Source organism: Sphingomonas sp. MS122 (assembly GCF_049532975.1).
Taxonomy (GTDB): Bacteria; Pseudomonadota; Alphaproteobacteria; order Sphingomonadales; family Sphingomonadaceae; genus Sphingomonas.
Window position 1 is genome coordinate 2,023,203 of the sequence record NZ_CP186695.1, and the last position, 20,964, is coordinate 2,044,166.

Annotated in this window: 17 protein-coding genes; 16 read left to right on the forward strand and 1 reads right to left on the reverse strand. The window is 67.3% G+C overall.

The window, feature by feature from the left end; genetic code table 11:
- Positions 1-49: 49 nt before the first annotated feature.
- A complete protein-coding gene (locus tag ACO227_RS09595; RefSeq protein WP_423607188.1) occupies positions 50-1,489 on the reverse strand; it encodes a lipopolysaccharide biosynthesis protein in 1,440 nt (479 codons plus the stop codon).
- A gap of 155 nt (positions 1,490-1,644) precedes the next feature.
- Between ACO227_RS09595 and ACO227_RS09600 the strand changes: the two genes are divergently transcribed.
- The 16 genes from ACO227_RS09600 (at position 1,645) to ACO227_RS09675 (ending at position 20,957) form a co-directional block, all read left to right on the forward strand.
- The gene (locus ACO227_RS09600) at positions 1,645-2,580 is read left to right on the forward strand and encodes a hypothetical protein (protein WP_423607190.1); all 936 of its coding nucleotides are present in this window, start codon (positions 1,645-1,647) and stop codon (positions 2,578-2,580) included.
- A 43-nt stretch (positions 2,581-2,623) separates the two neighbouring features.
- On the forward strand, positions 2,624-4,081 hold the full coding sequence (locus ACO227_RS09605; RefSeq protein WP_423607191.1) for an MBOAT family O-acyltransferase: 1,458 nt from the start codon (positions 2,624-2,626) through the stop codon (positions 4,079-4,081).
- 2 nt (positions 4,082-4,083) lie between these two features.
- Positions 4,084-5,217: a hypothetical protein gene (locus ACO227_RS09610; RefSeq protein WP_423607193.1), complete on the forward strand. Its 1,134-nt coding sequence runs from the start codon at positions 4,084-4,086 to the stop codon at positions 5,215-5,217.
- Positions 5,214-7,298, forward strand: a complete 2,085-nt coding sequence (locus ACO227_RS09615) for an acyltransferase family protein (RefSeq protein WP_423607195.1) — start codon at positions 5,214-5,216, stop codon at positions 7,296-7,298. Before ACO227_RS09610 ends, ACO227_RS09615 begins: the two co-directional genes overlap by 4 nt.
- 97 nt (positions 7,299-7,395) lie before the next feature.
- Positions 7,396-8,937, forward strand: coding sequence for a hypothetical protein (locus ACO227_RS09620; RefSeq protein ID WP_423607197.1), 1,542 nt, complete (start codon positions 7,396-7,398; stop codon positions 8,935-8,937).
- Between the two features lie 17 nt (positions 8,938-8,954).
- A complete protein-coding gene (locus ACO227_RS09625; protein WP_423607198.1) occupies positions 8,955-9,701 on the forward strand; it encodes a GDSL-type esterase/lipase family protein in 747 nt (248 codons plus the stop codon).
- Positions 9,698-10,294 carry an acyltransferase gene (locus ACO227_RS09630; protein WP_423607200.1) on the forward strand — a complete coding sequence of 199 codons (597 nt, stop codon included), beginning with the start codon at positions 9,698-9,700 and terminating at the stop codon, positions 10,292-10,294. Before ACO227_RS09625 ends, ACO227_RS09630 begins: the two co-directional genes overlap by 4 nt.
- Positions 10,295-10,304: 10 nt before the next feature.
- Positions 10,305-11,579 (forward strand): O-antigen ligase family protein, encoded by a 1,275-nt coding sequence (locus tag ACO227_RS09635; protein ID WP_423607202.1) that lies wholly within the window; start codon positions 10,305-10,307, stop codon positions 11,577-11,579.
- Positions 11,580-11,614: 35 nt separating this feature from the next.
- Positions 11,615-12,565: a hypothetical protein gene (locus ACO227_RS09640; RefSeq protein WP_423607203.1), complete on the forward strand. Its 951-nt coding sequence runs from the start codon at positions 11,615-11,617 to the stop codon at positions 12,563-12,565.
- Positions 12,566-12,637: 72 nt separating this feature from the next.
- Entirely contained in the window at positions 12,638-13,402 is a 765-nt protein-coding gene (locus tag ACO227_RS09645; protein ID WP_423607205.1) for a WecB/TagA/CpsF family glycosyltransferase, read from the forward strand.
- A 9-nt stretch (positions 13,403-13,411) separates the two neighbouring features.
- The gene (locus tag ACO227_RS09650; RefSeq protein WP_423607207.1) at positions 13,412-14,542 is read left to right on the forward strand and encodes an NAD-dependent epimerase/dehydratase family protein; all 1,131 of its coding nucleotides are present in this window, start codon (positions 13,412-13,414) and stop codon (positions 14,540-14,542) included.
- 3 nt (positions 14,543-14,545) lie between these two features.
- Positions 14,546-15,928, forward strand: a complete 1,383-nt coding sequence (locus tag ACO227_RS09655) for an O-antigen ligase family protein (protein WP_423607208.1) — start codon at positions 14,546-14,548, stop codon at positions 15,926-15,928.
- A 62-nt stretch (positions 15,929-15,990) separates the two neighbouring features.
- A complete protein-coding gene (locus tag ACO227_RS09660) occupies positions 15,991-16,701 on the forward strand; it encodes a polysaccharide biosynthesis/export family protein (RefSeq protein WP_423607210.1) in 711 nt (236 codons plus the stop codon).
- 34 nt (positions 16,702-16,735) lie between these two features.
- Positions 16,736-18,955: a GumC family protein gene (locus tag ACO227_RS09665; protein WP_423607212.1), complete on the forward strand. Its 2,220-nt coding sequence runs from the start codon at positions 16,736-16,738 to the stop codon at positions 18,953-18,955.
- A gap of 56 nt (positions 18,956-19,011) precedes the next feature.
- Entirely contained in the window at positions 19,012-20,208 is a 1,197-nt protein-coding gene (locus tag ACO227_RS09670; protein ID WP_423607214.1) for a hypothetical protein, read from the forward strand.
- Between the two features lie 41 nt (positions 20,209-20,249).
- Complete coding sequence (locus tag ACO227_RS09675) at positions 20,250-20,957, forward strand: class I SAM-dependent methyltransferase (RefSeq protein WP_423607216.1); 708 nt, start codon at positions 20,250-20,252, stop codon at positions 20,955-20,957.
- The last annotated feature ends 7 nt before the right edge of the window (positions 20,958-20,964 follow it).

The window sequence follows — 20,964 nt, forward strand, 5'->3', positions numbered from 1 at the left end:
GGATGACGCCCCTCATTCCTCCCCCTGCGGGGGAGGAATGAGCGCTCTCCTAAACCGTCCCCCGAACCCGCGCGACCGCCTGACGGAAGCGGTTGGGGACGTAGATCGCCGCCAGCACCGCGAAGATCGCCCCGACGATGGCGAGCTTGATCGCGCCGGCCAGCACGACGTGCATCCCGCTCCAGCCCGGCCAGGCGGCGAGCAACGCCATCCCCGCCAGCGTGACGGTGACCATCGCCAGCTCGCCGAAATAGGACTGCCCGCTGATGCGCCACGCCATGATGTGGCTGAACAGCGTCATCGTGACATAGGCGCCGAGCGTCGCCACCGCGCCGCCGACCAGGCCATAGGGCGGGATCAGCGCGAGGCCGAGCACCACCGACATCACCGCGCCGAGCACCGACATCGCCGCCGAGGTGCGCGGGCGGCGATGATATTCGAGTGCGGTGTTGGAGACGAGGCTCAGCGAATAGACGAACGCCGCGACCAGCAGCACCAGCAGCACCGGCAGCCCCGAGAGATAGCCGGCGGGCGCGACGATGCGGATAATCTCGCTCGCGAACAGCACCGCGCCGCCCGCCGCGCCGAAGATCAGCAGGATGAACAGGCGGCTCGAGCGGCGCAATATCTCGGGCGCGGCCTCGGGCGTGGCGCCGAACACCGCGGGCTGCATCGCCTTGCCGAAGGATTGCGAGGCGACGGTGATCACCAATGCGAGCTGCTGCGCCAGGCCGAAGATCGCGATGTCCTCGAGCGTCACGTGGCGCTGCAGCGTCAGCACGCTGAACCGGTTGAGGACGAAGAAGGCGATGTAGCTCACCGCGAAGGGCAGGCCGTAGTGCAGCGAGGGGAGCAGATCGGCGCGGCGGATGCGCGGGGCGAGGTCCCCGCCGATCCGCCACAGCAGCACCAGGGTCGCGGGGAGATAGCCGATCGCGAAGGCGCCGAGCAGCCCCGGCAACCCCAGGTGCAGCACTTCGAGCGCGATGAACGCGGCGACCGTCACGATCGCTGCGGCGGTGATCTGGATCCCGACGAACAGGTTGACGCGATTGTCGAGCCGCACCCACAGCGACCCCAGGCCCGCGGTGAAGGTCAGCGCCGCGATCCCGAGCGCGTACCAGAGATAGGGGTGCGAGGGCGTTCCCGGCGACACCAGCCGCCACAGCGGATCGCCCGCCGCCGCCGCAATGCCCGCGGCCGCAGCGATCACCAGCAGCGCGAACATCAGGATCGAGTTGACGTAGCGGCCGGGCTCGCCCCCGCCGCGATGGTCGAAATAGAGCCGGCCGACCGCGGAGAGCAGCCCGAACTGGATCAGATAGCCGATCAGCTCGATGTTGGTCTTGACGATGACATAGGCGCCGAACTCGCTCTGGCTCAGCGCATGGGTGTAGAGCGGGAGCAGCAGGAAGCCGCTGACGCCGAGCACCAGCATGTCGGCGATGCCGTACAGTGCGCTTGCCGTCAGAAGCTGGCGAATCCGCATCTGCCCCCGCACCCGTGGTGAATCATCGCCGCGCGCTAGGGGCGCGTTGGGCGCAGGTCAACGCGACGGCCCCTGTTTTTCGACGGGACACTGCGCTAGTCGGTCGCGCGGCCGAATCTTGACCGGCCCGGAGCGCTCTGGTCTTTGGGCCCTGAATGGATTGGGGGAATTGCGTGCTCAAGTTCCTGCAACGCCTTGCCGGGCATGTCTGGCTCGCAACCCGCGAGCTCGGCTATGGCGTGGTCAAGCTGCGCCAGCCGGTACCCGAGGCGCTCAATTTCTTCGCGATGCGCCTGCTCACCCCGTTCGGCTTCTTCCGCAGCTGGGACCGCAAGCGGACATCGGCCGAGCACCCCGAGCTCGAAAGCCTGAGCAGCGTCGGTTTCGCCGAACTCGCGCCGCTGCCCGACGACCGGGTCGAGGCGCTCAAGAGCCATTTCTGCCGCAATGTCGACCTCAAGCAGGGGCGCGACTATCGCAACCTCGCCGCTTATCTCGACCATTATCGCGCCGAGCGCATCCAGCGCCCGCGCGGGTTGCTCGCCACCGGGCGCGCCGACTGCCCGATCACCCAGATCGCGCTGTCCGACCGCTTCGTCGAGCTCGCCGCCGAATTCCTCGAGCTCGACAAGACGCGCATGGTCGCAGCCGCCTCGATCGACGCGCTGGTCAGCTTCGAGCAGCCACGCAAGGTGATCGGCGGTTATGACGACGCGCTCGCCTGGCACCGCGACATCGACAGCTACCGCTTCCTCAAGATCTTCGCCTTCCTCACCGATGTCGAGATCGATGGCGGGCACCACGAGGTCTATCTCCAGTCGCACAACAGCATGCCGATCCGGCTCGGCCCGATCTCGCGTTATTCGAACGAGGAGATCGAGGCGGCGATCGGCACCGCGCGGCTGCACAAGGTGAAGGGCCCGGCCGGCTATACCTTCGCCGAGAACACCTTCGGCTTCCATCGCGGCACCCGCCCGGTGAAGGGCGACCGGCTGATCCTCAACCTCCAGTACATGGAAGACACATTCCGCGTCCGCTATCCCGAGGCGTTCGACGTGATCCGCCGCAACGCGCTGCCGGAAGCGGCCTGAGCCTTGCGCGGCGCGGCCAGCATGAGCGCGGGCGGCTGAGCGCATGCTGTTCAACTCCTACGAGTTCATCCTGCTCTATCTGCCCGTGGTGTTCGCGGGTTTCTTCGCGATCGCGCGGTTCAGCCGGCGCGGCGCGGCGCTGTGGCTCGCGCTCGCCTCGCTGTTCTTCTACGGTTGGTGGGATCCGCGCTACGTCGTGCTGCTGCTCGGCTCGATCGGCTTCAACTATGTCATGGGCTACACCATCGCCCATTCGCGGGTCGATGATGCGCCGACCGCGCGGGGGCGGGCGCTGCTCGCCTTCGCGGTCACCGCCAACCTCGCGCTGCTAGCCTATTACAAATATGCCGATTTCTTCATCGGCACCGCCAATGATCTGGGCGGGTTCGACTGGGCGCTGTGGCATGTGGTGCTGCCGCTCGGCATCTCGTTCTTCACCTTCACCCAGATCGCGTTCCTGGTCGACGCCCACCGCGGCATCGCGCGCGAGTACAACCCGGTCCATTATTTGCTGTTCGTCACCTATTTCCCGCATTTGATCGCGGGGCCGGTGCTGCACCACAAGCAGATGATGCCGCAGTTCGGGCGGCCCGAGACCTATCGGCTCAACATCACCAACATCAATCTCGGCATGACCATCTTCGTGATCGGCCTGCTCAAGAAGGTGCTGATCGCCGACCAGTTCGCGCTCTACGCCGATCCGGTGTTCAACGCGGTGCAGGGCGGGACGGCCGTCACGATGACCGAGGCGTGGGTTGGTGCGCTGGCCTATACCTTCCAGCTCTATTTCGACTTTTCGGCTTATTCGGACATGGCGATCGGCCTGTCGAAGCTGTTCAACGTCGATCTGCCGATCAACTTCAACTCGCCCTACAAGTCGCGCAGCATCATCGATTTCTGGCGGCGCTGGCACATCACCCTGTCCAACTTCCTGCGCGACTATCTCTACATCTCGCTCGGCGGGAACCGCCACGGCGCGGTGCGGCGCTACTTCAACCTGCTCGCGACGATGGTGCTGGGCGGGCTGTGGCACGGCGCCAACTGGACGTTCGTGCTATGGGGCACGCTGCACGGCCTCTATCTCGTCATCAACCATGGCTGGAACGCGCTGCGCACGCGGCTCGGCCTCCCCTCAGTGCCGGGCGGGGCGTTCCTCGCCTGGCTGGTGACCTTCGTCGCGGTGGTGCTCGCCTGGATATTCTTCCGCGCCACCACGATCGAGAGCGCGATCCGGCTGATCGAGGGCGCGGTGGGTCTGCACGGCTTGGGTTCCTATGCCGCGCTCGCGCCGCACGTGCCCGAGACCCCGGCGATGCTGCTCGCCTGGATCACCGCCGGCCTGCTGATCGTCAAGCTCGCCCCCAACAGCCTCGAGATCGCCGCGTGGCTCCAGAACTGGAAATGGCGCGGCTGGATGCTCGGCTATGCGGTCGGCGCGGCGCTGGTGTTCGTGATGCTCAACTTCAGCCGCGTGTCGGCCTTCATCTACTTCAACTTCTGACCATGACCGAGAGACGCTTCCTGCTTGGCTTCGTGACGGCGCTGGTGACGCTGGGCCTGGTCGTGGGCGCGTTCCAGATCCTGTTCACGCGCGTCGGGGAGATCGGCCTCGCCCAGGTCGTCGACCGCCAGCTCGCCGTGCCCAATGGCGACGTCCTGTTCCTCAGCGGGGTCAACCAGAACAGCCACCGCTACAAGCTGATGCTGTTCGATCGCCAGCAGCCGCAGGTGATCGCGATCGGGTCGAGCCGCGCGATGGAGGTCCGCGCCGAGTTCTTCGACGCGCCGTTCGTGACCTTGGGCGGCGCGGTCAACAACCTCGCCGACCTCGAGGCGGTGGCAGATCACGTCGCCAAGGCGCCGGCCAAGCCGCGCCTCGCGATCGTCTATGTCGATCCGTGGCTGTTCAACGCGCGCTACACCGACAATCAGGGGCCGGTTCCGGCCTATCCGCGCTACGTCTCGGCGGACATGCTGTGGGCGGGCGCCAAGGCGCTGCGCCGCGGCAACTGGATATCCGAGAGCTTCCGCTCGCCCAATCTCGGCATCCACGCGATCAGCCGCAACGAGGGCTTCGCCAGGGACGGCAGTCAATATTACAACCTCACCGGCGACGGCGCCTATGACGCGAAGTTCGCGCTGACCTTTGCGCGGATCGACGGCGACAAGCAGAATTTCCAGCGCAACACCCGCGCCGACCCGCGCCTCGTCGGCCGCATCTGCGCGGCGGTGAAGAAGGTGCGCGCCGCGACCGGCGCCGCCGCAGTGGTCGCGCCACCCTTCGCGGACAGCGTGTGGCTGCGGCTGTCGCAGCCCGACTATGCCTATATCGCCGACGGCTATGCCCAGCTCCAGGCGTGCCTCGGCGGCATCCCCTTCTTCGACTTCGCCGATCCCGCCAGGATCGAGGGCAGCACCGAGTGCGAGTTCATCGACGGCCTCCACGGCGGCGACGTCACCTATGCCCGCACCTTGCTCCAGATGGCGGCCGCCGACCCCGCGGTGCGGGCGCAAGTCGACGCGCCCTATCTCGCGGCGTTCATGGGCAAGTTTCGCGGCCATGCCGGCGGCACCGTGCTGGCCCGCAACCCGGCGGCGCGCGAGGCCGATTTCCTCCAGCTGGGCTGCCGCAAATGACCGCCGTGCCCGGCCAGATCCCCGGCGAGAAGCCCACCGCGCACCATCCCGGCGGCCGCGGCTACCGGCCCGAGGTCGACGGCCTCCGCGCCGTCGCGGTGCTCCCGGTCATCCTGTTCCATGCCGGCATCGGCGCGTTCGGCGGCGGCTATGTCGGGGTCGACGTGTTCTTCGTCATCTCGGGCTATCTCATCACCTCGATCATCCTCGAGGAGCGGATGAGCGGGCGCTTCACCCTCGCCGGCTTCTACGAGCGGCGCGCGCGGCGCATCCTGCCGGCGCTGTTCCTGGTGATGCTGTTCTGCATCCCGCTCGCCTGGTGGTGGATGCTGCCCGGCGAGCTCGAGAATTTCGGCCAGAGCCTGGTCGCGGTGCCGCTGTTCGTCTCGAACGTGCTGTTCTGGCGCACCAGCGGCTATTTCGGCGGCGCGGCGGAGTTCAAGCCGTTGCTCCACACCTGGAGCCTCGGCATCGAGGAGCAGTACTACGTCGTCTTCCCGCTGCTGCTCGCCTTCCTGCTGCGCTTCGGGCTCAAGCGCACGATCGCGGCGATCGCGATGATCGCCGGCGGATCGTTCGCGCTCAGCGTCTTCCTCACCACGCGCCAGCCGCTGGTCAATTTCTTCCTGCTGCCCCCGCGTGCGTGGGAGCTGCTCGCCGGCTCGCTGCTCGCTTCGGGCGGGGTTGCGGGCGTCGATTTCATGCGTGCGAAGCGCAGCTGGCGCGAAGCCGCCGGCCTCGCCGGGCTCGCGCTGATCCTGCTGCCGGTGTTCCTCTACGACGAGAATACCCGCTTCCCCGGCCTCACCGCGCTGCCGCCGATCCTCGGCACGATGCTGATCCTCGCCTTCACGAGTCCCGAGACGCTGACCGGGCGGCTGCTGACGCTCAAGCCGATGCTGTGGGTCGGGCTGATCTCGTACAGCGCCTATCTCTGGCACCAGCCGCTGTTCGCCTATGCCCGGCTGATGACGCCCGGCCATTTGCCGGTGTGGCTCTACCTCGTGCTCGCCACCGCCTCGCTGATCCTCGCCTGGCTGTCGTGGCGCTATGTCGAGGCGCCGTTCCGCAACCGCGGCAATTTCAGCCGCCGCGCGATCTTCACCTGGTCGGCGATCGGCTCGCTGTTCTTCATCGCGGTCGGGGCGGGGCTCGCGTTCACCAAGGGCGCACCGTCGCGCATCGCCGCCGCCGACCTGCCGCTGATCGCGCCGACCAAGTCGATGATCGAGGGATGCCCCGATGCCGGCGGCGGCATCTTCGTGTGCAATCTCGGCGTTCCCGGCAAGGCGCCCAGCGTCGCGCTGGTCGGCGATTCGCATGCCTATGCGATCGGCCCGACGCTCGATGCCGAGCTCAAGCGCCGCGGCCTTGCCGGCATCCTCGTCCACACCGCGTGCCACCCGGTGCCGGGCATCTTCGACAGCCGCGAGCCGCTCGACGCGGGCTATCGCGCGCGCTGCGCCGCCGCCAACCGCGCGATGGAGGCGCGCGTCACCGCGCCCGGCATCGACGCGGTGATCGTCGCGATCCGCTGGACGATGCGCCTCTATCCGATGGACGGCGCGGTCGACTTGCCCTGGTTCGACAATGAAGAGGGCGGGATCGAGGACGACGCGCCTTATCGCCGCAATCTGACGATCACCGCCGACGGTGCCGCGAGCGATGCCGCGGCGCCCAAGGCGCAGGCCGTCCGCGCCTATCTCGAGCAACTCGCGGCGAAGAAGCCCACGATCGTCGTCTATCCGGTGCCCGAGGCGGGCTGGCTGCCCGCACGGCTCAACATGGTCGCGATCGGCCGCGGCGGCCGCGCGCCGGAAACGATCAGTACCGCGCACGACCGCTTCCTCGCCCGCAACCGCGCCGCGATCGCCACGCTCGACGCCGCCGCCGCGCCCGCGCTCCACCGCGTCAAGCCCGAGGCGATCTTCTGCGACACGCGCCTCAAGGGCCGCTGCGTGATTCAGGCCGACGGCACGCTCTATTATTTCGACGACGACCATGTCTCGGCAGCGGGGGCCAAGCCGATCGTCCACCGCGCGCTGGCATTCATCCCGCAACGCAGCAAAACAGTGCCCTAGCTAAGCGCCATGTCATTGCGCCGTCATGCTTATGCTGCCAAGGCGCGCGGCGAAGATGCGGCGCATGCGCGGCCGTTGGGGACATCAGGCGAGCGACATGAGCATCATTGACGGGATCAAGCGCGCGGTCGGGTGGAATCCGCTTCCCTGGATCGGCGCCGCCGGCCGGATGCGCGGCGTCGTGCGCGACTATCTCGCGGCGACCGCGCTGCGCGGCGATGGCATCAGCGTCTGCGTGGTCGTTTCGCCCTGGCTCGGCACCCCGGTGCCGTGGTTCTCGCTCGCGGTCGGGCTGCTGCTCGCCGGAAATGGTGCGAAGGTGACCTTCGTCGTCGACGACCAGCGCTTCGGCCCCGGCGCCCTGCGCTACCGCTTCGTGCTGGGTCGCATCCGCAAGGTGATGCAGCTCGTCACGCAGCACTTCCCGGTGTTCCATTTGTCGCACTGCACTCCCGTCGAGAGCAACGCCGCGCTCGAGGCGGAGATCGATCGCCTTGCCGCGCTCAACACGATCTGGGCGATGCGCGGCGAGACGGTCGAGGCCGGACGGGCCGAGCACGAGCTCGCCGGCCGCAGCCAGATCGCCGCCGCGCAGGGCCGCATCGCCGCGTTCGTGCGCGATCACCGCTTCGACCTCCTGTTCGTGCCCGGCGGGGTGTTCGGCAATTCTGGCATCTGGCTGCGCCATGCGCGCGCCGCCGGGATGCGCGTCGCGACCTTCGACACCGGCGGCTACGAGACCGCGATGCTCGCCGCCGACGGGCTCGCCTGCCAGCTCGAGGACGTGCCGCGCGCCTTCGCCGCGATCAAGGCCGACGTCGCCGCCGATCCCGCCGTGCGGGAGGCGGTGATCGCCTATGGCAAGAACGAGATCGCCAAGCGCAAGGCCGGCTCGGACAATTTCGAATCGCAGATCAAGAACAGCGGCGCGGGCGGCGAGGAACTGCGCGGCGGCATCCTGATCGCGCTCAACTCGTCCTGGGACGCGGCGGCGCTCGGGCTTCAGCTCGTCTATCCGGGCAATGCCGACTGGATCGTCGGCACCGTGCGCTACCTGCTCGACCATAGCGAGGCGACCGTCATCGTCCGCCAGCATCCGGCCGAGCGCCTGTCCTTCGCCGCCACCAGCGACGATTATCGCGCGCTGCTCCAGCGCAATTTCGGCGACCATCCCCGCCTGGTGTTCATCGCCGCCGAGGATCCGATCAACAGCTATGCCCTGCTCGAGCGGGTCAAGGCGGTGGTCGTGCATTCCTCGACCATCGGGATCGAGGCGACCGCCTATGGCCGCCCCGTCGTCACGGGTTCGCGCGCTTATTATTCGGGGCTCGGCTTCGTGTGGCGCGCCGACAATGCCGAGCGCTACCACGCGCTGCTCGACGACGCGGTTGCCGGCCGGCTCGAGGTGACCGAGGCGATGCGCGAGGATGCGATGCTGTGCTTCTACGTCACTCAACTGTGCAACTGGGTGTTCTCGCGCTTCAATCCCGCCGATTATGTGAAGTGGAGCCGCGAGCCGCTGGCGCATTGGGGCGCGCAGCCGCCGGTGCAGCGCATGGTGCGGTCATTGCTCGACAATGTCGCCGTGGCGGAGCTTAATCACCGCGCGCGGATCGCGGACGGGACGAACCCGGCCTGAGGCGCGGGGGAGGCGGCATGAGCGAATGGGCCAGGATGCGCATCTGGGGACCGGCGGCCGCCGCGGTCGCGGCGGCGTTCCTGTGGGGGCTCGCGGTCGGTTTCTACCAGGTGTTTCCCTATGAGCCGATCCGGCTGGCCAAGAACATGATCGAGGGCGACCGCCGACCCGCCGAGCGGCCGATGGCGACCAATCCCGCGGCCGAGGCGATGGCGATGGCCGACCGCAGCCTGCCGCCCGCACCCGCCGACGTCGTGATGGCCGGCGATTCGATCACCGCCGGCGGGCGCTGGGACGAATTGTTCCCCGGCGTCGCGATCCTCAATCGCGGCATCGGCGGCGACATGGTGACCGGCCTCGACAAGCGGACCGGCGAGATCCTGGCGCATCGTCCGAAGCTGGTGGTGGTGATGATCGGGGTGAACGACATCCTCTCCGGCAATACCGCGAAGCAGGTTCTGCCCGTCTATGATTCGCTCCTCGCGAGGCTGCGCAAGGGCGGGGCACAGGTGATCGTCCAGCCGGTGCTGTGCGGCACGCGCTGCTCCGACGAGCAGCGCGCCGAGCTCGCCGCGACCAACCAGGCTTTGCCCGCGCTGGCGGTACGGCACGGCGCGCGCTTTCTCGACCTGCGCCGCGGTTTCGACGACGCCAAGGGCGTGGTTCGCAGCGAATTGACTTGGGACGGGCTCCATTTCACTGGCGCGGGCTATCGCGCCTGGCAGCGGATGCTGGCGCCGGCGATCGCGGGGGCCGTGCGATGATCCATTTCCGTCTCCGCGACTTCGCCTGGGTGCTGGTCTACCGCATGCTCGCGCCTTGTTTCGCGAGCTTCGGCAAGCGTGTGCGGCTCGAGCATCCGCGCCACCTCATCGGTGCGCGCTACATGCATTTCGAGGATGGCGCCGACGTCCAGAACGGCGCCTACCTCGTCGCCCATCCGATCGCCGGCAGCGTTCCGGAGGTCCGCTTCGGCCGCAATTGCCTCGTCGGGCACGAACTGCACGTCTCGTGCATCGAACGCGTCGCAATCGGCGAACGCGTGCTGCTCGCCGACCGCGTATTCCTGGCCGACAATGTTCATGAATATGAAGACGTGACGCGTGCGATCGCCGATCAGCCGTTGCGCAGGGCCGGCCCGGTCGAGATCGGCGCGGGTAGCTGGGTCGGCGAGAACGCCTGCATTATCGGGTGTCGGATCGGCCGCAACTGCGTTATCGCGGCGAACAGTGTCGTTCGCCGCGACGTGCCAGACTACTGCGTGGCGGCGGGGGTTCCGGCGCGGATCGTCAAGCGCTATTGCCCCGACCGCAAGGCCTGGGTCAGAACGAAGCCCGACGGCGATTTTGCCGAGTGATGGAGCGAGCATGCTGCGCAATCTCGACCTGAGGGATCCCGAGGTCCGGGCAGTCTTTCTGCGCCGCCTCGCGCTCTTCATGGGCATGATGCTCACCGGCGGCCTGTTCATCTTTCCGCGCATCCCGATGCTGGTCGGCATCGTAGTCCTGGCGCTGGTCCTCAAGGGGCCGACGCTGGGCATCCGCCGCGCCATGGCACCGATCTTCCTGCTGCTCGTCGTGGTGTTCGCGGTCACGCTGATCGGCGGCGGAGGCCTTCCGCTCGGCGACGTCGCGACGCGCTACGCCAATTTCGCGGGCGGCATTCTGCTGCTCGGCCTCTATCTCGACCTTCCGCGCAGTACGATGGCGGGCGACCTCTACTTCTTCGGCAAGATCTTCTCGCTCCAGGCGGTGCTGACGGTGATCCTGGCGGAGACGGTGAACGGCCTGTTCCGTCCGGTCGCGTTCGACCAGGACCTGATCTACAACACGATCGGCTTCATCTTCACCTATCACGTCATGCTGGAGGACAGCACGCGCTTCCTGCGGCCGGACGGGTTCTTCTACGAGCCCGCGGTGCTTCAGATCTATCTGAACATCCAGCTCTATATCGCCCTGTTCATATTCAAGAACCGGACTTGGGGCGCCGCGGCGCTGCTGGGCGTGCTCGCCACCCAGTCGACCACCGCGCTGATCGTCAGCGGCGGCATACTTGCGGTCTATTATGTGCGGCTGCTGCCCACTGCGACTGCCCTGGAGAAGCTCGCCGGTCTGATCGTCGCGCCGGTGGTCGCGATCTTCCTCACTTTCGTCGCGGTGGAGAATTTCCAGGCGAAGTTCACGGGCGTCTCGGTCGGGTCGACCTGGGCGCGCGAATATGACGCCTATACCGGCCTTAACGTCGCTGCCCATTACCCGCTGACCGGGATCGGCTTCGGAAGCGAGCAATACTTCCAGGCCGCGATGAAATACGGCTATTTCGAAACCCAGCTCAACGACACGCACGTGGTCAACCGCTCGCAGGCCAACTCGAACGGGATCGTTATGCTGCTGTACATGATGGGCATACCGCTTGCCTTGGTGTTCCTGTTCGGGTTGTTCCGCCAGCGTTTCTTCCCCCACAAGCTGGTCTTCTTCTTCATCGCCTTCACGTCGCTGATCCCCGAGCCGCTTGCACTCAACCCCTTCTTCCTGATGCTGATCTTCAGCGGGCTGCTTCACGTGCCCTCGCGCCGGCTGCTGCCGCGCTTCGCCCCCCGCTACCCCGCCGTTCCGGCGGATGGGCGTCTTCGCGGCGCCTGACGCCGCTTCCGGCAATTCATCCCGAGCGAGGCCAGATGAGCCGCATCCTCTTCATCGCGTTCGACTATTATGCCTATACCGACCGCATCGAGGCCGAGATGCGCGCGCAGGGCCATAGCGTGCGGCGCTTCCCGATCGAGCCCGAGGGCGCGATCAACCGCGCGCTGCGCCGCTACGCGAAGGCGCGGCACCAGCGCGCGTTGGACGCGCATCACGCCCGTATTTTCGAGGCGATCCGCGGGCAGACGTTCGATCGGGTGGTGTTCCTGCAGGCGCACCAATATTCGCACGACAACCTGCGGGCGCTGCGCGAGGCTCAGCCGGACGCGGTCTTCACCCTCTACAACTGGGATTCGCTCAAGACCCACGACTATCGGCCGCAGCTCCCCTTCTTCGACAGGGCGGCGACGTTCGATCCGGTCGATGCCGCGGCGCTGGGGATCGCCTATCTGCCGCTGTTCGCGCTGCCCGAATTCTACGAGGTCGCGGCAAATCGCGCCGCCCCGGCCCACGATATCTACTTCGTCGGATCGATGCATTCGCTGGCCCGCTTCGAAGCGGTGAAGCGGCTCCACGACCATTGCAAGGCGGCTGGACTCCGGCTCAAGCTCTATCTCCATTGCAGCCCGCCACGCATGCTGCAGCTGCTGCGCAGGGGCCAATGGCTGCCGGGGATGACGCTCCGCTCGATCGGCACGGACGGCATCCTCGACATGATGCGCGCATCGGCTGGCGTGTTCGACTTCGCCAGCCAGCAGCAGAGCGGGCTGACGATGCGCGTGTTCGAGAATCTGGCGGCAGGGATGAAGATCATCGCCACCAACCCGCAGATTGCGCGCGAGCCATTCTATTCGCCCGACCGTATCCTGCTGCTCGAGAATCTCGACTTCGCGCCGGTCAAGGCATTTCTCGCCGAGCCCCTGCACGATCCTCGCGCGTTCGAAGAATACAGCCTTTCCAACTGGCTGCGCCGTCTGCTGGATTAGTCGCGGTTGTATTTCGTATTTGCGGCAACTAAGGGCTTCGACCGAAGTCTGGGGGATGAGGACGCTGGTGAGATGACTTCTGTGGAGCGCGTCGCGACGCATCCCAGGACGGTGAACATATTCGGTTACGAAGTGTTCAACCAGCCGCTCTCGACGATCTCGCTCGTCGGGGATCGTTGCCGCACGCTCAACACGATCGGTCCGGACACCTATGGCATCTCGGTCAGCGATCCCGTGGCCGCGGCGGCGTTCAAGGCGTCGGATTATCTGGTGCTCGACGGCGTCTATTTCGCCCTGGGCAGCATCCTGACGCGGGGCGAGACGATCACCCCCAATCAGGGCCCCGACGTCTTCGATCATTTCATGAGGCGGCTGAACGACAGCGGCGGGCGCGCCTTTTTCCTGGGTGCCGCGCCGGCGACGATCGAGAAGATCAAGGCGCGGACCGCGGAGCTCTACCCGAACATCGTCTGCGACGGCCTGTCGCCCCCGTTCAAGCCCGAGTTCACCGAGGAGGATCACGACGCGATGATCGCCGCGGTGAACGCGTTCCGGCCCGACATCGTGTTCATCGGCATGTCCGCGCCCAAGCAGGAAAAGTGGGCGCACCGCAACGCGCCGCGGCTGAATGCCAAGCTGACGGTGGCGATCGGCGCGGTGTTCGACTGGTATTCGGGCGTGGTGCCGCCGCTCGCGCCCTGGTGGTTCAGATATCGTCTCGCCTGGCTGGGCCGGATCGTTCAACGCCCGCGGAACATCGTCCGGATCAAGCTCAAGGCGATTTTCCTCTGGCACCTGCTTCAGGCGGTGCTTCGGCTGCGGCCCTCGCGGGCCTGAAGGAGCGCAATGAACATTCTGATCACCGGCGGCGCCGGCTTCATCGGCTCGCGTCTCGCACTGCGCCTCGTCGAGCGCGGGCATGCGGTGACGGTACTCGATACGCTCTCGCCGCAGATCCATGGCGAGAATGCCCAGGAATCGCCACCGTTCCTGGCACTCGCCGACAAGGTGCGCTTCGTCAGGGGGAGCGTGACCGACCGCGCGGTGATGGAGGACGTACTGCAGGAGCAGGCAGCGATCGTCCACCTCGCCGCCGAGACCGGCACCGGCCAGTCGATGTACCAGATCGAGCGCTACAACGCGGTCAACATCGGCGGCACCGCGCTGATGCTCGACATCCTCGCCAACACGACCCATTCGGTGAAGCGCGTCGTGGTCGCCTCGTCGCGTTCGATCTATGGCGAGGGACGCTACCGCTCGGCCGAGCTCGGCCATGTCTACCCCGGCGCGCGCGACGCGGCGGATATGGCGGCGGGTGACTTCTCGGTGAAATATCCGGGGGCTAGCAGCCCGCTCGAACTGGTCGCGACCGACGAGGAGTCCAAGATCCATCCCTCTTCGGTCTATGGCATCACCAAGCAGGTGCAGGAGCAGCTGGTGATGACGGTGTGCCCCTCGATCGGCGTCGAGGGCGTCGCCCTGCGCTATCAGAATGTGTTCGGGCCGGGCCAGTCGCTCAGCAACCCTTATACCGGCATCCTCTCGATCTTCTCGAACCTGATGATGCAGGGCAAGCCGATCAACATCTTCGAGGATGGGACGGAGAGTCGGGACTTCGTGTTCGTCGACGATGTGGTCGAGGCCACCGTGCTCGGCGTCGAGCATCCGGCCGCGGCCAACCAGGTCTTCAACGTCGGGACCGGCGTGCCGGTGAGCGTGATGACCGTGGCGGAGACGCTCAAGCGACTGATCGGCGCCGACGTGCCGATCACCGTCAGCGGCAATTTCCGCATCGGCGACATCCGCCACAACTACGCCGACATGACCAAGATCGAGGCGCTGCTGGGCTTTCGGCCCGCCTATGATTTCGAACGCGGCATAGCGAAATTCGTCGAATGGGCGCGCGCAATGGGCGCTCGGTCGAGCGCCTATGAAGCGTCGCTCGACGAAATGCGCGCCAAGGGTCTATTGAAGTAGGCGATGGGGAAGGGGCCCACCATTTCGATGCCGCACGGCGGCATCGCCTTCTGGGCGCTGGCGGCGCTGATCGTCGCGGCGTTCCTGCTCGGCGGAAGCGCGCGCGACGACGTGCTCGGCCTCGCGATCCTGCGCCCGGTCGCGGCGATCTGCCTCGGCATCGGGCTGTTCATGATGACGGGCGAGGCGGCGCGCCACTATCGCTGGCCGCTGATCGCGCTCGGCGCGGTGGTGCTGCTGACCCTCATTCATCTGATCCCGCTGCCGCCGTCGCTGTGGATGGCGCTGCCCGGGCGCGAGCTCGCCGCGGAAGCGGCGCGCGCCGGCGGCATCGAGCAGCCCTGGCGTCCGATCGCGCTGGTGCCGTGGCGCGGCTGGAATGCGCTGTTCGCGCTGATGATCCCCGCTGCGGCAATGCTGCTCGCGATTAGCTGCGACGCCCAGCAGCAGCGGCGCCTCGCCGTCCTGGTGCTGATCATGGTGGCGGTGAGCGTGGCGATCGGCGCGGTGCAGGTGGCCGGCGGCTATCGCGAGATCCTCTATATCTATCGCATCAGCAGCCTCGACGTGCCCACCGGGCTCTACGCCAACCGCAATCATTTCGCGGTGATCCTGTGCTGCGCGCTGCCGCTGCTCGTGCTGCTCGCCGCGCCCGAGGGGGATTCGTCGCGCTCCGGGTCGCTCAAGATGTGGCTCGCGGGCGTCGCAGGCGCGGTCGGCCTGTTGCTCCTGTTGCTTTCGGGCTCGCGTCAGGGCCTCCTGCTCGCGGTGGTCGCGATCGGCGCGGCGCCGTTGCTCTATCGCAAGGGCCGCCGGCACGAGATCTCGCTGCGCCGCCGGCGGCTGCTGATACTCGGCGTCGTCGCGCTCGCGCTGATGCTGATGATCGCGTTCGCCATCTATTTCGCGCGCGCCGAGGCGATCAACCGGCTCATCGCCACCGACGAGAGCGAGGAGCTGCGGTTCAACGCCTGGGGTCCGATCTTCGAGCTGGTGCGCCACTATCTGCCGGTGGGATCGGGCGTCGGCTCGTTCGTCGAGGTCTTTTACGCCGGCGAGCCGCACGAGCTGCTCAAGCCGAGCTATCTCAACCATGCGCACAACGACTGGCTGGAATGGCTGCTCGAGACCGGCGTGCCGGGGCTGCTGCTCGCGCTCGCCGCCATCGCCGGGTGGGTGCTGCGCAGCCTCCGGCTGGTGCGCATGCCGCGCGGCGGGGAGCGCGGCGTCGGGCTCGCGATCGCCGGCGCGGTGATCATCTTACTGCTTGGCCTCGCCAGCATCGTCGATTATCCCGTTCGCGTTCCGTCCGTTGCGTGCCTGCTCGCGCTTGCAGCCGTATGGATGGCGGCGCCGTCGGGGCGAAAGGGGAGTGGCACCGCGTGAAGAAATCGTGCCGTGGCAGGGCGATGCCCGGTCAGCCCGAACAGGCCAGTGTAAGGAAGCCGATGAAGCTCAAGATCATTGCCCCCGTCCTCATGGTCGCGGTCGCGGCCTGCTCCGGCCCGCGCGTGCTGGGCGGTTCGCACGACGTGCAGGTGGTGGGCGGCAACGCGCTGCCCGCGCCGACCCAGACCGACGTCGCCGAGGTCACCCGCCAGTATCTGGTCGGGCCCTATGACAAGCTCAAGATCGACGTGTTCGGCATCCCCGACCTGCGCGAGCGCATCGTACAGGTCGATGCTTCGGGCCGGCTCGCCTTCCCGCTCGCCGGGACGATCGAGGCTGCGGGCAAGTCGCCCAACGACGTTGCCGAGCTGATCGCGTCGAAGCTTCGCAACCAGTATATCCGCGACCCGCAGGTCACCGTGAACCTCGAACAGACGGTGAGCCAGGTGGTCACCGTCGACGGCGAGGTGCGCGAGCCGGGCCTCTATCCGGTGATCGGGCGCATGACGCTGATGCGCGCCGTCGCCACCGCCAAGGGGCTGGGCGAGTTCGCGCGCCAGAACGACGTGGTCGTGTTCCGCACGGTCAACGGCCAGAAGATGGCCGCGCTCTACGACCTGCGCGCGATCCGCCGGGGCGCCTATTCGGACCCGGAGATCTACGCCAACGATATCATCGTGGTGGGCGATTCGCAGGCTCGCCGCATCTTCAAGGACGTGATTGCGGGATCGTCGCTGATCACGACGCCGCTGATCGTGCTGCTCCGCTAACGCGCCGCCTCTATACGGACCGAGACCCAATCGTATGAACCAGCTCACTCCCGCCGTCGCGATCGCCGATCGCCCCGCCGAAGAACCGCTGCTGCCGAGCGGGATCCCGGCCGGCGGCAATGCCTATGGCGCGCCGGTCCTGCTCGAATATTGGCGGATCCTGGTGCGGTGGCGTTGGGTCATCCTCGGCATTGTCGTGCTCAGCGGTCTGGCCGGCCTCATCATCACCCTGATGATGACGCCGCAATATACCGCGGCGACGCGTATGGAGATCAGCCGCGAGGAGAAGCGGATCACCAATATCGAGGGTGTCGAAAGCACCTCGGGCAACCGCTTCGACCAGGAATTCTACCAGACCCAGTACACGTTGCTCGCCGCGCGATCGGTGGCCGAGCGCGTGGCGCGGGTGCTCAAGCTCGCCGACGACGACGCCTTCTTCAAGGCGCATGGCGTGGATCTCGCCGAATCGGGCCTCGAGCGGCCGGCGGGCAACGTGCGCAGCGCCGCCCAGCGCGACCGGCTGCAGCAGCTCGCCATCGGCATCCTGCGCGGCAATGTGGACATCGTGCCGATCCCGCGTTCGTCGCTCGTCGACATCCGCTATACCAGCGCGTCGCCGGCCATCTCGGCGAAGATCGCCAATGCCTGGGCCGAGCAGTTCATCGCGGATTCGATCGATCGCCGCTTCGCCTCGACCGCGGATGCGCGGCGCTTCCTCGAGCGCCGTCTGACCGAAATGGGCACGCGCCTCCAGCAGTCGGAGCGCGATCTCGTCGCCTATTCGACCCAGAACCGGATCATTCCGCTCGCCAAGACCGAGGACCAGAACGGCCGCACCACGGTGAGCCGCACCCTGGTCGCCGACGACCTCGAAACGCTCAACCGTGCGCTCGCGCAGGCGACCGCCGATCGTGCCGCCGCCGAGGCGCGTGCGCGCAGCGGCGCGGGCGCGGTCGAAAGCAACATCGGCGCGGTGTCCGCGTTGCGCCAGCGCCGCGCCGAGGCGCAGTCCGAATATGCCCGGCTGATGGTGCAATATGAGCCGGGCTATCCCGCCGCGCAGGCGCTGCGCGAGCAGATCCGGTCGCTCGACGCCGCGATCGGGCGCGAGGAATCGCGCACCCGTGGCGGCGTCTCCTCCGACTATGAGAGCGCCAAGCAGCGCGAGGCGACGCTGCGCAGCCGGGTCGAGGAACTGACCAGCCAGCTCAACACGCAGCAGCAGGCGAGCATCCAGTACAACAACCTGCAGCGCGAGGTGGACACCAACCGCCAGCTCTATGAGGGCCTGCTCCAGCGCTACAAGGAGATCGGCGTCGCCGGCGTCGGCGCGAACAACATCGCCGTGGTCGACCAGGCGCGCGCGCCCGGTGGGCCATCGTCGCCCAACCTGCCGCTCAATGTCGCGGTCGCGATCCTGATCGGCTTGGTCATCGCCGGCGTCGTGGTGTTCGCGCTCGAACAGATCGACGAGGGCCTGCGCGCGCCGAGCGACGTCAACAAGCTCGGCCTGTCGCTGCTCGGCTCGGTGCCGCTGTTCGACGAGGGCGATGTCGCGGAGCTGGTGCTCGATCCCAAGTCGCCGGCCTCCGAAGCCTATCTCACGGTGCGGTCGAATCTCGCCTTCTCGACCGACCACGGCGTGCCACGCTCGTTCATGGTCACCTCGACCCGGCCGCGCGAGGGCAAGAGCACGACCAGCTTCGCGCTGGCGATCGTGCTCGCGCGCACCGGCCGCCGCGTGCTGCTGATCGACGCCGACATGCGCTCGCCGTCGATCCATCACTTCTTCGACATGAGCCACGACCGGGGGCTCAGCAACTATCTGGCGGGCGAGGATGATTGGCGCCGGCTGGTCCAGCCGACCCAGTATCAGGGCCTTGCCGTGATGACCGCGGGGCCCATTCCGCCCAACGCGGCGGAGCTGCTCAGCAGCGATCGCGTGGCCCAGCTCGTAGCCCAGCTCGCCAGCGACTATGACCATGTCGTGATCGACGCGCCGCCGATCCTCGGCCTCGCCGATTCGCCGCTGCTGGCGCGTGCGACCGAGGGCGTGGTCTATGTCGTCGAGGCGGGCGGGGTGCCGATGCGGGCCGTTGCGGCGTCGATCGACCGGCTGCGCGCCTCGCAGGCGCGCATGTTCGGCGGCGTGCTGATCAAGATGAAGCGCGAGACCGTCCTCGGCTACGGCTATGGCTATGGTTACGGCTATGGCTATGGGCGCGAGGCCGAGGATTCGTCGGCGTCGCGCTGATGCCGGGGGCATCCGGTTCGACGTCGATTTCGCCGGGTGTCGCGGTTCGCGGCGCCGTGGCGGGAGGCGTCGCGCTCGCGCTGGCGTGGTTCAGCTTTGCGGGGGCGGTGGTCAACAACTTCCACCGCCGCAACCCCGACACGGCGCTCAAGTTCATCGGTGACGATGCCGTAGCGCTGGCTGCGCAGGCCGATCGCCGCTTCACCGCGGCGGGCGCCAAGGCCGCCGACGATCCGGAGATCGTGGCGGCGGCGCGCGAGAGCCTGTCGCGCCAGGCGCTCAACCCGGTGGCGCTCCGCGTGCTCGGGATCAGCGCGTCGATGAAGGGCGGATTCGAGGCGGGCCGGCCGGCCATGGCCGTGGCCAACCGCTTGACTCGACGCGACCTCGCCACGCAGTTCTGGCTGATCGAGGAAGCAGTATCCCGCGGCGATGTCGCGGGCGCGCTCAGCCATTATGACCATGCGCTGCGCACCAAGCCGGGCAGCCAGCAGGTGCTGTTCCCCGTGCTGACCGTCGCCGCCGAGGATCCCGTGCTGTGGCCGGCGTTCGCCCGCTACGTGCGCGAACCGGCGCCGTGGCTCGGCGACTTCGCCCGCTTCGCGGTGCGCAACACGAAGCAGCCCGGCGTGATCGCGCGCTTCTTCCAGCGCACCGGCGGCCTGCCGCGCGACGAGGTCTTCGCCGCACTCGAGGCCGAACTGCTCAAGCGGCTGGTGGAAGCGGGGACCTTTGCCGAGGCGGCGCGCTATTACCGCTCGCTCAACGGTGCCGATCCCGCGATCCTTGCCGAAATGGGCTTCACCGGGCCGACGACGCAGGAGAAATTCGCACCGCTGACCTGGGAGCTGTTCGCCAGCCCCGGCGTCTCCGGCGCGTTCCTGCGCGACGAGAAGGGCGAGGCCATCCGCCTGCACGCGACGATGGAGACCTCGGCGACGGGCGCCATCGCGCGCAAGATCGTCTACGTCGCCCCGGGCAATTACCGGTTCCGTGCCATCCAGCGTACCGCCGCTTCGGCGGAGGGCGCCGTGGCGCGCTGGGAGCTGCGTTGCGGCGCGAGCCGCGGCGGCAATGTGCTGTGGAGCAAGCAGGCGCCGCTGGCGCCGGAAGGCGCCGCAGTCGAGGATGTGATCGCGATTCCCGCTGGTTGCGATGCAATCACGGTGCGCCTACTATCTGCCGCTGGGACGTCTCCCAACGGAATCGAGGCAATCTTTGGCCCGGCTTCCCTAGTACGGCTTCCTAACTGACAATTCCCATGCGGGTCCGGGGGGACCGTGGAAGGTTTCGCGTGAAGATCGACAATTCGAAGCTCTGGTCGACGGCATTGGACGGCTATCCCGACGAGCTGCGGCGAATCGTCGCCAACTATGAAGGCGGCGACATCCTCGAGCTGGGCGGCGGCCGCCGGCCGTCCTTCTCGCTCGGCGACATGCCGGTGAAGCTCAACAGCTACACGGTCAACGACATCAGCGCCGACGAGCTGGCGGTCGCGCCCCCGGAATATCGCAAGGCGTGCTTCGATGTGTCGGGCGACGTTTCGAACTTCGAGGGGATGTACGATGTCGTCTTCTCGCGCTTTCTCGCCGAGCATGTCCGCGACGGCCACGCCATGCACCGCAACGTCTACAAGGTTCTGAAGCCCGGCGGCGTCGCATTCCACCTGATCCCGACGCTGTGGGCCTCGCCCTTCATCCTCAACAGCCTGCTGCCCGAGACGCTGGGCCGCAAGCTGCTCACCGCCTTCTTCCCGATCCGCAAGGAAGTCTCGCCGAAGTTTCCGGCCTATTACTCGATGTGCAAGGGCGATACCGAGGGGATGCGCCGCAAGTTCGCCGAGATCGGCTACGAGAAGGTCGAGATCCGCGAATTCTACGGCCATTATTACTACGACAAGCTTCCGGTCGTGAAGCAGATCGAGGACGCGCTCTCCGCGGTCGCGGCGAAGAACGAATGGTCCTGGTACACCTCCTACGCCTATATCACCGCGTGGAAGTGAGCGCGCG